The sequence below is a fragment of the Actinomadura sp. 6K520 genome (assembly GCF_004349245.1).
Taxonomy (GTDB): domain Bacteria; phylum Actinomycetota; class Actinomycetes; order Streptosporangiales; family Streptosporangiaceae; genus Spirillospora.
On the sequence record NZ_SMLC01000032.1, the window covers coordinates 48,021 to 58,170 of the forward strand.

Annotated in this window: 13 protein-coding genes and 1 pseudogene; 8 read left to right on the forward strand and 6 right to left on the reverse strand. The window is 70.2% G+C overall.

Annotated features, from left to right (window positions below; translation table 11 throughout):
* Positions 1-43 precede the first annotated feature (43 nt).
* Positions 44-1,504 carry a serine hydrolase domain-containing protein gene (locus E1289_RS11555; protein ID WP_131978789.1) on the reverse strand — a complete coding sequence of 487 codons (1,461 nt, stop codon included), beginning with the start codon at positions 1,502-1,504 and terminating at the stop codon, positions 44-46.
* 71 nt (positions 1,505-1,575) lie between these two features.
* On the opposite strand from E1289_RS11555, the gene E1289_RS11560 reads away from it, so the two are divergent.
* Positions 1,576-2,214 carry a TetR family transcriptional regulator C-terminal domain-containing protein gene (locus tag E1289_RS11560; protein WP_131978792.1) on the forward strand — a complete coding sequence of 213 codons (639 nt, stop codon included), beginning with the start codon at positions 1,576-1,578 and terminating at the stop codon, positions 2,212-2,214.
* 50 nt (positions 2,215-2,264) lie between these two features.
* Here E1289_RS11560 and E1289_RS11565 read toward each other — a convergent pair whose 3' ends face one another.
* Both E1289_RS11565 and E1289_RS11570 read right to left on the reverse strand, forming a co-directional pair.
* The gene (locus E1289_RS11565) at positions 2,265-2,615 is read right to left on the reverse strand and encodes a hypothetical protein (RefSeq protein ID WP_131978795.1); all 351 of its coding nucleotides are present in this window, start codon (positions 2,613-2,615) and stop codon (positions 2,265-2,267) included.
* Complete coding sequence (locus tag E1289_RS11570) at positions 2,600-2,989, reverse strand: ATP-binding protein (RefSeq protein WP_131978798.1); 390 nt, start codon at positions 2,987-2,989, stop codon at positions 2,600-2,602. The genes E1289_RS11565 and E1289_RS11570 overlap by 16 nt, the downstream gene beginning before the upstream one ends.
* Before the next feature lie 160 nt (positions 2,990-3,149).
* Here E1289_RS11570 and E1289_RS11575 point away from each other — a divergent pair, with 160 nt between their 5' ends.
* Together E1289_RS11575 and E1289_RS11580 are read left to right on the forward strand one after the other, a co-directional pair.
* Entirely contained in the window at positions 3,150-3,965 is an 816-nt protein-coding gene (locus E1289_RS11575) for a helix-turn-helix transcriptional regulator (protein ID WP_131978801.1), read from the forward strand.
* Positions 3,956-4,138, forward strand: a complete 183-nt coding sequence (locus E1289_RS11580; protein ID WP_131978802.1) for a DUF397 domain-containing protein — start codon at positions 3,956-3,958, stop codon at positions 4,136-4,138. The genes E1289_RS11575 and E1289_RS11580 overlap by 10 nt, the downstream gene beginning before the upstream one ends.
* Before the next feature lie 108 nt (positions 4,139-4,246).
* Here E1289_RS11580 and E1289_RS11585 read toward each other — a convergent pair whose 3' ends face one another.
* Positions 4,247-4,984, reverse strand: coding sequence for a PRC and DUF2382 domain-containing protein (locus tag E1289_RS11585; protein ID WP_243712756.1), 738 nt, complete (start codon positions 4,982-4,984; stop codon positions 4,247-4,249).
* A gap of 226 nt (positions 4,985-5,210) precedes the next feature.
* Between E1289_RS11585 and E1289_RS11590 the strand changes: the two genes are divergently transcribed.
* Together E1289_RS11590 and E1289_RS11595 are read left to right on the forward strand one after the other, a co-directional pair.
* Positions 5,211-6,230, forward strand: a complete 1,020-nt coding sequence (locus E1289_RS11590) for a DNA polymerase IV (protein ID WP_131978808.1) — start codon at positions 5,211-5,213, stop codon at positions 6,228-6,230.
* A gap of 117 nt (positions 6,231-6,347) precedes the next feature.
* Positions 6,348-6,578 (forward strand): hypothetical protein, encoded by a 231-nt coding sequence (locus tag E1289_RS11595; RefSeq protein ID WP_131978811.1) that lies wholly within the window; start codon positions 6,348-6,350, stop codon positions 6,576-6,578.
* Between the two features lie 69 nt (positions 6,579-6,647).
* Here E1289_RS11595 and E1289_RS11600 read toward each other — a convergent pair whose 3' ends face one another.
* Together E1289_RS11600 and E1289_RS11605 are read right to left on the reverse strand one after the other, a co-directional pair.
* Positions 6,648-7,076 carry a hypothetical protein gene (locus tag E1289_RS11600; protein WP_131978814.1) on the reverse strand — a complete coding sequence of 143 codons (429 nt, stop codon included), beginning with the start codon at positions 7,074-7,076 and terminating at the stop codon, positions 6,648-6,650.
* 147 nt (positions 7,077-7,223) lie between these two features.
* Positions 7,224-7,706 carry an Lrp/AsnC family transcriptional regulator gene (locus E1289_RS11605; RefSeq protein ID WP_131978817.1) on the reverse strand — a complete coding sequence of 161 codons (483 nt, stop codon included), beginning with the start codon at positions 7,704-7,706 and terminating at the stop codon, positions 7,224-7,226.
* A gap of 34 nt (positions 7,707-7,740) precedes the next feature.
* On the opposite strand from E1289_RS11605, the gene E1289_RS11610 reads away from it, so the two are divergent.
* The 3 genes and pseudogenes from E1289_RS11610 to E1289_RS11620 form a co-directional block, all read left to right on the forward strand.
* Complete coding sequence (locus E1289_RS11610) at positions 7,741-8,673, forward strand: EamA family transporter (RefSeq protein ID WP_131978820.1); 933 nt, start codon at positions 7,741-7,743, stop codon at positions 8,671-8,673.
* Entirely contained in the window at positions 8,573-9,553 is a 981-nt protein-coding gene (locus tag E1289_RS11615) for an aldo/keto reductase (RefSeq protein WP_131978823.1), read from the forward strand. The genes E1289_RS11610 and E1289_RS11615 overlap by 101 nt, the downstream gene beginning before the upstream one ends.
* Before the next feature lie 242 nt (positions 9,554-9,795).
* Positions 9,796-10,150, forward strand: a pseudogene (locus E1289_RS11620) (hypothetical protein); the annotation flags it as partial.

Genomic DNA, 10,150 nt, shown 5'->3' on the forward strand with positions numbered 1-10,150 from the left:
CCGTCCGCATCACGCGGGCGGCGGCCTTCGCCGTTTCCGGGGACTACCCGCGGCGCCGATGGGCGCGGACGGCGAGCGCGGATCGGAGCACGACGGTGGCGGCACCGGCGACGGCTGCGACGCACAGGGCGAGGAACGCGTCCGGCACCCAGATCATCGGCGCGGTCAAGCCGGCCCGCCCGGCCAGGGCCACGAGAGCGACCCCGGGCGACGCGCCTGCCGCAGCCCAGGCGGCGGTCATGGTGGCACGGCGCGGCGTGGAGGCGTGGACGACAGGGCGGCGGAGGAGCTGAACCGAGCGCCCGGCCGCGAGGAGCAGCAGGATGGCGACCGAGGTGACGCCCCAGACGGCCAGGTGGTGTCCGGACGCGGACGGTGCGTCGGCCGGCCGGCCGCCCGCGAGGAGCCGGGCCGCGCCGAACCCGGCCTGCATGACCGCCGCGTCCTGCAGCAGCCCGTAGAGGTTCTGGTGGACGACCAGGGCCACGTTCCGCCGTGGCAGCAGGAACACCATCGCGGAGTAGCCGGGGTGACCGCCCGTATGCCAGATGGAGCCGTCGAGCGGCGCGTCCAGCCCGCCGACCCGCCAGCCGAACCCGTAGCCCGTCCCGTCGCCGCCGGGTTCCAGCCGCCCCTCCGCCCGCATGACCCGCGCGGACTCCGGCTCTAGCACGGGCCGGCCGGACCGGAGCTGGAGTGAGGCGAAGGCGGCGAGGTCGTTCAGGTCACCCCCCAGGTAGCCGTAACTTGCGCCGTGGTGGTCGAACCCGTCCGCGGTCGCGGCGGGGAAGCCCCAGAGGAGCTGGTGCCCGGGAGGGAGCCGCTCGGCCGATGCAGCGTCGGCGATGGCGCCGTCCATGCCCGCCGGGCCGAGCACGGCCCGCCGCAGGTGCTCGGCGAACGGCCGCCCGGTGACTGACTCGACCACCGCGGCTAGGGCCAGGTAGTTGACGCTGGTGTAGGCATACCGGGTTCCCGGAGGCCCGAGCGGCGGCACGCCGTCCAGCGCACGGAGGCGTTCGGCGGGCCCGGGACAGCCGGAGCCGAAGCAGTCGGTGATCCTGGCGGTGACGGATGCCGGGATCCCGGCGGTCTGGTTCAGCAGATGGCGGACCGTGACCTTGGAGGAGTGCGCCGCACCACCGAACCGGAACTCCGGTACGTGATCGACGACCCGGCCGTCCAGCCGGAGCCGTCCGGACTGGACGAGCGTCATGACGGCGGTCGCCGTAACGGGCTTGGCTACCGAGCCCCACAGGAACGGGGTTTCGGACGTGACGCGGTCTCCTCGCCCGTCCGTCCCCCAGGCGCGCTGGTGGATGGGGCCGTCGGGGCCGACCACGGCGTAGGCGAGCCCGGGGGTGTGCGTGGCCTCCATCCGCTCGCGGACGTAGGCGTCGATCGCCGCGTACCGGTCGGGTCGCGCCGCGGCCGGGACGATCGGTACGCAGAGCAGCGCCACCGGCAGGACCGCGACGAGCGGCCACCAGCGTCGGATGAGCATGGGGGAGTCCTCGGTCGGGATCGATGGCAATATGGCCATACGGTTTTACCGTACCGCGATATGGTTATCAAGTGCCGAGAATCGCCGATCACGAACAGCGCCGCCGCCAGATCGCCGCGGCCGTCTGCGACCTCATCGCCGAGGACGGCTTCGACAGGGTGACCGTCGCCCGAACCGCCGCCGCCGCGGGCATCTCGGTCGGGCTGGTGCAGCACTACTTCCGCACCAAGGACGAGATGCTCCTGCACGCGTTCACCCACGTCAGCGCGTCCATCCGCGGCAGGATCGACGAACGGATCCAGGCGGGCGCCGAACATCGCCGCCCCATCTCACAGGTGCTCGCCGAGGCGCTGGCGGAGTTCCTGCCTCTGGACGGCGAACGCCGCGCCGAGTTCCGCGTCGTCAAGGCGTTCGAGGGGCGTGCCCTGGACGTCCCGGCCCTGGCCGAGGTCGACATCGCGACGGCCCGCACACTTCTCGACGAACTGGTCCAGGCCGTCCACAACGGGAAGGAGTGCGGGGAGGTCGAACCGTCCCTGGAACCGAGACCGGCCGCCGTCCGCCTGGCCGCCGTGACCGACGGCCTGGCGATGCAGGCTCACCGCGACCCCGCGGAACTCGCCGCCATCGCCCCCGCGATCATCAAGACCGAACTGGCCACCGTCTTCACCGGCGAATGCCGCCAGTACGCGGGCAAGCGCCGCTCGTGATGCCGCCCCCGACCCGGCGGCGCCGATGAGTCACGCGACCGGACCACGGCTTACCAGGTGGACGGGTACATGCGGTGTTTGAGGAGGCCGTCCACCACATCCGCCGCGGCCTTCGCGTCGCCGCAGGGGGCGAGGTATCCCCGACGTCCGCGCGGGGCTTCGTGGTAGCCCCAGGCGCCGCCCGGTACGGCCAAGACGCTCACCATGATTCCGATCTCCTCGGGCCCGCACGCGTAGACGCGCAGGAGCGGGGTCGGGGCGGGCCGGTAGAGCTTGATGAAGCGCCATCCCTTTGGCCGCAGTGCGACCGATAGGACGTCGAGGTACCGGACGGCGGTCTTCCGGCCCATTCGCGTCCGCCAGAGCAGGACGCCGCGTTCCAGGTTCAGCACTTCGCCCACGTCAGCTTGCCTCCTTCCAGCAGCGGCCGGGTGCCCCAGTCCAAGGCGAGCTGCGAGACCATGAGCAATCCGCGCCCGGACGTAGCCGCATGGTCCTCCGGCCTGATCTCGGGCAGCCCCTGGCCTCCGTCCCACGTTTCGATCACGGGACGCCCGTCGCGCTCGTCCCGCAGCACCCGGACGACGATCGGCCCCTCCCCGTGCTGCAGCGAGTTCGTGACGAGTTCGGAGACGACGACCCGCGCGTCGGAGTCGTCCGCGATTCCCCACTCCCGGAGCCGGTCGGCGACGAACCGCCGCGCCAGCGACGGCGCCCGTCCGGACGGTTCGAGCACGAGCGTCGGCACCTCAGGCGCCACAGCTGTCGGAGGCATGGCCACCACCTTCGGAACGTGTCCTGCATTTCCAGCGACAGTCAGCCATCTTCAAAGTACTCTGCGTAACAAATCGCAGGCCATGCGAGGCAAGTCAGGTTCCGTGCGCCCATGCCGATTGGGTGTTGGTTGGGCGCCCTTTGCAAGGGAGGATGAGGACATGGCTCCACAGCGGAAGCGCGGGACGGTCTCGCCCACGCTGCTCGCCTTCGGGCGCCGCTTCCGGCGGCTGCGGGAGGCCAAGGGCTGGACGCAGGAATCCGTCGCCCGGCGAGCCAACGGCGGCATGGGCGTCAAGCCGCAGTACATCGGGGCGGTCGAGAACGGCCGGACCCGCTGCACGCGGGAGTTCGCCGAGACGATGGACCACGCCCTGGACGCGAACGGCGAGCTTCTCTACCTGTACGACGACCTGGTCAAGGACGCCACCTTCCCGACGTGGTTCGACTGGCACACCGTCGAACCCGAGGCGTGCATGCTGGAGTCGTACCAGCCCCTCCTGGTCCATGGACTGCTCCAGACCCCGGCCTACGCGTCAGCGGTTCTCAAGGGCGACAAGGACGCCGTCGAAGCGCGGATGAACCGGCAGAGCATCCTCTTCAGGGAGAACCCGCCCCCTCCCGACTTCTCGCTCCTCCAGGACGAGGTTTCCCTCCACCGGCTCACCGGCAGCCCGGAGATCATGAAGGAGCAACTGGAGCATCTGCTCCTCATGGCCGAACAGGGCGCCGTGGCCCTGCAGATCGTCCCGAGCCGGGGCGAGCACGTCGGCAACAGCGGTGCGTTCAACATCGCTACCCTGGCTGACCGGACCGAGATCGCGTACGCGGACATGGCGGCGCGCGGACTCACGATGAGCGACCCGGAAGACATCGCGACCCTCAGCAGAACCCTCATGGCCGTCCGATCGCTGGCCCTGCCCACGGACCAGTCCCTCGAAATGATTCGCAAGGTGGTACGGGAGAAATGGACCTGACTAAGACCGCATGGCGCAAGTCCAGCTACACCACCGCCAATGGTGGTGACTGCGTTGAACTGGCCTCGGTTCCCGGCACGGTCGCCGTTCGTGACAGCAAGGACCCGGACGGCCCGAAGCTGGTGGTGAGCCGGCGGGCGTTCGCCGCGTTGCTGACCGACCTCAAGCGGTAGGCGCGCAGCCGATCCCCGTGTCCGCGGGATGGCTCCGGCCTGATGCGGTGGCGGGGGCAGGGCGCAGGGACGCCCCGGGCCGCCGATCGGCCCGGGGCGGGAGGCGGGTCACCGCTCGCGGCGGCCTCGCCGTCTTGCGTCCTCCTCCTCCATCTCGATGCGCTCCTTGCGGATCTCGCCGCCGACGGTCTCCTCTTCGGTGACGGTCTCCTTGCTGGCCCGCACGCGCTCCACCGGGGTGGTCTCCTTGGACACCACCGGCCGCTCCTCGTGCAGGGTGACCTCGTGCTCGGCCTCGGTGATCTCCGATCCGCGCATCGCCGCGTCCCGGTTCTCGTCGGTGATCGGCTCACGCTCGACCCGGACCTCTTCGTGGCTGACCGGAACGGTCATCTGCTGCTCTTCGGTGACCACGTACTTGCGCAGCCTGGCGCGGCCGCTCTCCCGGGTCTCCTTGTGGACGTGGAGCTGCTCCTCAGAGCGGGTCATCGCGTCGTCGGGCTCGCGTGCCCGCTCCGGCGGCGCCTCCCCGGGCTGTGCGGGGGCGCGCGTTCCGCCCGGCTCAAGGCCGTAGTAGCGGTACAGCCGCTCCTCCTCGTCCGCCGATATGTGCCCGGCCTCGACGTCCACGTGGGGTGCCTGCTTGATGAATTCCTTCTCGTACCCCGCCTCGACATGGTCGGAAACCCACTCGGCTCCGCTGGTCGGGACGAAGGTCTCCTTGTTGCCCAGCAGTCCGATCTGGATGCCCAGCCACTCGGGACGCCCGGTCTCGTCGTCGAGGAAGACGTGCTTGACGTCGCCGACCTTGCTGCCGCCCTCGTCGTAGAGCGGGTGGTCCAACACCTGAGGAATTTGTTCCTTGGTAAGCATGTGCATCCTTTCTTTGGCCCTTGCAGCCCTACCACTGAAAAGCGAAAGAATGTCTCCTTCAGGGTAAATCCCATTAAAGGCTGATTTGCTCACATTTTCCGTCCTGCCGGGAACAATGCAGCGCTTTGTCGGTGTCGCGTGGCGCGGGCGACGGTCCCCGCCTGAGCCCTGTCCCTGCTGGTAGAGGGACAATGGGGAGGTGGCTCGTTGGGTCCTGCACGTTGACCTGGACCAGTTCATCGCCGCCGTCGAGGTGCTGCGCCATCCGGAGCTTCGCGGGCGGCCGGTCGTCGTCGGAGGTGACGGCGATCCGACGAAGCGCGGCGTGGTCAGCACGGGGTCCTATGAGGCGCGTGCCTACGGCGTCCACTCCGGGCTGCCGCTGCGGACGGCGGCCCGGCGATGTCCGGACGCCGTGTTCCTCCCCGTGGACAGCGATCTCTACGAGGACGTCTCGGAGCGGGTCATGGCGACGTTGCGGGAGTTCGGTCTCGTGGTCGAGGTACTCGGCTGGGACGAGGCGTTCCTGGCGGTCGACGGCGATCCGGAGGCGCTGGCCCGGCGGATCCGTGACCGGGTGCGCGCGGCGACGGGGCTGGAGTGCACGGTGGGCATCGGGGAGAACAAACTCCAGGCGAAGCTGGCGACCGGTTTCGGCAAGCCCGCCGGGATCTTCCGGCTCACCGGGGAGACCTGGTTCGAGGTGCTCGGCGACCGCCCGGCGGACGCGCTGTGGGGCATCGGGGCCAAGACGGCCAAGCGGTTGCGCGGACTGGGCATCGGCACGGTCGGCGAACTCGCGGCGGCCGATCCGGACGTCCTCGCCGCGGAGCTCGGCCCCACGACCGGCCCCTGGCTGGTGCTGCTCGCCCAGGGCCGGGACCACTCGCCGGTGAGCGACGCGCCGCACGTCCCGCGGTCCCGCGGCCGGGAGACCACGTACCAGCACGATCTGGACGACTGGCAGGACGTGCGGCGCGAGGTCGCCCGACTGGCGCGGCGGGTCGCGCACGACGTCGCCGACGACGGGCGGGACATCGGCCGCGTCATCGTCAAGGTCCGGTACGCGCCGTTCATCACCCGGACGCACGGCCGGACGCTGGAGGCGCCCGCGACCGCGGCGGACCGGATCGAGGAAGCCGCCCTCGCCGCGCTCGACCGGTTCACCGAACGGCGGCCGGTACGGCTCCTCGGTGTCCGCGCCGAGTTCGCCCGCTGACCTGGGGATTTGGTGGTTTTCTTGGAGTTTGAGGGCGTTTGGTGGTCGGAGGCCCCGGGGAGGATGACGCTCGTTGGCTGATGCGCACGACGGGGGAGGAAGCACGTGAAGAGGGTCATGACCGGTGCCTTGATCGCCGCGGCCGTAGGGTTCACGGGGGTGGGCGGAGCCGCGGCCGCCCAGGGAGCCCAGCCCGAGTCCGCACGCCAGGACTGCCGCACCTACTCCAGCGTCACCGAGTGCGGCCAGCCCGAACTCACCGCGAAGCAGCAGGCATGCGTGACCTCGGCGACGCAGCAGGGCATGACCGAACGCCGCGCCGTGGTCGAGTGCCGCGCCTTCAACTGACCCCGCACATCCACCAGGGGCTCGTCCCGTCCGGACGGGCCCCTGCCGCCGCCGCTCAGCGGCGTGCGATCAGGCGGCCCGGCTGCCGGGCGGCGGCGCGGTGAGCGCGTAGATCAGCAGGACGCACAGCGCGATGGTCAGCACCGACCAGATGGGGAACGCCTGCAGGAACGCCAGGTGCCCGATCGCCGCCAGGACGGCGCCTACGACACCGACCACGCGCGCCCACATCTTGCCCGCCACGATCCCCGCCCCGACCGCGATCTGGAAGATGCCCAGAGCGAGCCAGAACCAGCCCCACGTGGTGTAGTCGAACACCAGGATCTGGTTCTGGCCGACGAGGTAGTACTCGTCGTCGAGCAGCGCGACCAGTCCGGCGATGATGTTGAACGTGCCGACCACCAGGGCGATCGTGCCGGCGAACGTCAGCCACCCCGAGGTCAGTTGCCGCCCACGCGCCGATGTCGAAGCGGCGCCGTGAGTCGTCTTGGTCGTCATCGAACCCCCTCCCCGTCGCGGCCGTGGGGCCGCCGACCCGGTGACCGGAGGGTGCCCTCCCGCAGCGAGGGTGCAAACCGTGACGGATCACCTTTATGGCGCCTTTGGGGAGATCTAGACCGGTTGATTAGGCGTGGTCGGATGCCGTCAGTCGACCGGGAGAGGACGCCGCGGAACGGCCGAGGACTGAAGGATCGAGGTCGTCGTGCGGGCATACGGGGTGAAGCGGTCGAGGATCGGTTCCAGTTCCTCGACCCTGCGCAGGTGGGCGATGAAGAAGAAGCAGTCGTCCCCGGTGATGCGGTGGCATTCGACGATCTGCGGGATCTCGTCGGCGATCTTCGGGATGCGGCTCAGTTCGCGTGGGCTCGGGCTTACCCGGACGAGGACCGCGATGGGGAAGCCCAGGGCGACCGCGTCGACCGTGGCGTGGTAGCCGGTGATGACGCCGGAATCCTCAAGGCGCTGGACGCGTTCGGCGACGGCCGGGGCGGACAGTGCGACGCGGCGGCCCAGTTCGGCCAGGGTCGCGCGGCCGTCCCGCTGCAACTCGGTGAGGATCCTTAGGTCGATCGCGTCGAGCGGCTTCGGTTCGTAGGCGCGGCCCGGACGGCCCCTTCGGTTGGCCATTCCTCCAACCTACGGATCGGCCGACGATACGGCCATGTCGTTTCCGCCTTGGACGTACTTCGTCGGTAGCGCGGTCTTCCACTACCTGGGGCCCTCGTTCGCCGTCCTGCTGTTCTCCCGCGTGGGGCCGCTCGGCGTGGCCGGGTTGCGGATCTGGAGCGCCGTCGTGGTGTTCGTCCTTTGGCGCCGCCCATGGCGCAGGTTCAACCGGAACGGGTGGCGGACGATCGTCGTCTGGGGCGCCGTGCTCGCCGTGATGAACTCGTCCTTCTACATGGCGATCGCGAGGCTGCCGCTGGCGACGGTGGCGGCGATCGAGTTCCTGCCCGTCATCGCGCTCGCGGCAGTGGGGGTTCGGACGGCCCGGAACTTCGCCGCCCTTGCAGCGGCCGTGTGCGGCGTGTACGTGCTGACGGACGTGCGGCTTGAGGGGGAGCCACTGGGGTTCGCCTTCGCGTTCGCGAATGCGGGACTGTTCGCCGTGTACGTGGTGGTCGCGCATCGGGCGGCACAGTCCGAGGCGGGGGGCATCGACGGGCTGGCCATGGCGATGGTCATCGCGACGGTGTTCGTCCTGCCTCTGGGTGGCGTGCAGGCCGCGACGGTGCTGACGGACCCGGTGGCACTCGCCGCAGGGATCGGTGTGGGCATCTCGTCGTCGGTCATTCCCTACGTGTGCGACCAGTTGGCGATGGCGCGGCTCAGCCGTGCCACCTATGCGGTCATGGTCGCCTTGCTGCCGGCGACCGCCACCGTGATCGGCTTGGTGGTGCTGCGGCAGGTTCCGACGGGACCGGAACTAGCCGGGGTGGGGCTGGTGATCGCCGGTGTGGCCGTGCACCGTGGAGAGGTTGAGAGGAGCAGCGATGGAACAGGTACGGCTCGGCACGACGGGCATGCGGGTCTCGCGGATCTGCCTGGGGATGATGAGCTACGGCGACCCGGCAGTACGGGCGTGGGCGCTTGAGGAGGACGCGGCCGAGCCGATCGTCCGGCGGGCCGTGGAGGAGGGCGTGACCTTCTTCGACACGGCCGACGGGTACTCGAACGGCGTGAGCGAGGAGATCACGGGAAGGCTGCTCTCGAAGCTCTTCGCCCGGCGGGACGACTACGTCCTGGCCACCAAGGTCTACATGCCCATGGGGAAGGGGCCGAACGACCGCGGGCTGTCGCGCAAGCACGTGATGGCGAGCATCGACGACTCGCTGCGCCGGCTCGGCACCGACTACGTGGACCTCTACCAGATCCACCGATGGGACTACGAGACGCCCATCGAGGAGACCATGGAGGCCCTGCACGACATCGTGAAGTCGGGCAAAGCCCGCTACATCGGCGCGTCCAGCATGTACGCCTGGCAGTTCGCCAAGGCACAGCACGTCGCCGAGACCCGAGGCTGGACGAAGTTCGTGGCGATGCAAGGCCATTACAACCTTGTCTATCGAGAAGAGGAGCGGGAGATGGTTCCGCTCTGTGTCGACCAGGGCGTGGGGCTGATTCCGTGGAGCCCGCTTGCGCGCGGACTGCTGGCCGGGAACAGGGAGCGGGACGGCGAGCGTAAGACCGTCCGGTCCAAGAACGACGCCTTCGGCGACACCCTCTATACAGAGGCCGACTTCGACGTGGTCGACGTCGTTCGTGAGATCGCGAAGGAGCGGGGCGTTCCGCCCGCGCGGGTGGCTCTCGCCTGGTTGCTCGGCAAGCCCGCGGTGACGGCCCCGATCGTCGGCGCGACGAAGCTCGCCCATGTGGAGGACGCGGTCGCCGCCGAGAGCCTGACGCTGGACGACGGGGAGGTCGAGCGGCTGGAGGCGCCGTACCGCCCGCACCCCGTTCTCGGGCATTCCTGACAGGACGTGCAAGCCGGTACTGGCGGGGGATGAACGTTCGGGGCGCGTCCTGCGTCTACAGGATGGTGATTTGCGATACCGCTGGCGGTCGGGGCAGGCTGGGGGCGGAAAACGGCCCCGCATGGCAGGACGCCACGTGGGGACATGGGTGACAAGGTTCGGAGGCCGTGTTATGCGCCGCGCGCTTCTGAACTTCCGGGTGCCTGGGAGCCCCGGGACGACGGCGCTGAAGGAGCCCGACGATGACCGAGAATGACGGCACGCAGGGACCGCAGCGGCCGTTGCCGGAGGACGAGGGCCAGCCCAGGCCGCCGGAGGGCCAGGAGCCCCCGGCCCGGCCGATGGGCGACCGGACCGTGGTGTTCGGTGCTCCCCAGCTGGGGGGCACCCCGCCGCCGGAGCAGCGGCAGGAACCGCGCGAGGACGAGCGCCAGGCACCGCCTCCGCCGCCGCCCACCATGGTCGAGCAGCCGATCCAGCAGTACGGCGAGCAGCCGTCGGCCCCGCCGCCCCCGCCGCCGTTCGGCGGTCCGCAGGAGCAGCACCCCCAGTACGGGCAGCCGCCCGCGGGGCAGGCACCGTACGGCGGGCCTCCCG

What these genes read in the sequence shown, in the direction of transcription:
- E1289_RS11555 (WP_131978789.1), bottom strand. Translation starts at nt 1,504, where the DNA reads ATGCTCATCCGACGCTGGTGGCCGCTCGTCGCGGTCCTGCCGGTGGCG.
- E1289_RS11570 (WP_131978798.1), bottom strand. Translation starts at nt 2,989, where the DNA reads ATGCCTCCGACAGCTGTGGCGCCTGAGGTGCCGACGCTCGTGCTCGAA.
- E1289_RS11575 (WP_131978801.1), top strand. Translation starts at nt 3,150, where the DNA reads ATGGCTCCACAGCGGAAGCGCGGGACGGTCTCGCCCACGCTGCTCGCC.
- E1289_RS11580 (WP_131978802.1), top strand. Translation starts at nt 3,956, where the DNA reads ATGGACCTGACTAAGACCGCATGGCGCAAGTCCAGCTACACCACCGCC.
- E1289_RS11595 (WP_131978811.1), top strand. Translation starts at nt 6,348, where the DNA reads ATGACCGGTGCCTTGATCGCCGCGGCCGTAGGGTTCACGGGGGTGGGC.
- E1289_RS11600 (WP_131978814.1), bottom strand. Translation starts at nt 7,076, where the DNA reads ATGACGACCAAGACGACTCACGGCGCCGCTTCGACATCGGCGCGTGGG.
- E1289_RS11605 (WP_131978817.1), bottom strand. Translation starts at nt 7,706, where the DNA reads ATGGCCAACCGAAGGGGCCGTCCGGGCCGCGCCTACGAACCGAAGCCG.
- E1289_RS11610 (WP_131978820.1), top strand. Translation starts at nt 7,741, where the DNA reads ATGTCGTTTCCGCCTTGGACGTACTTCGTCGGTAGCGCGGTCTTCCAC.
- E1289_RS11615 (WP_131978823.1), top strand. Translation starts at nt 8,573, where the DNA reads ATGGAACAGGTACGGCTCGGCACGACGGGCATGCGGGTCTCGCGGATC.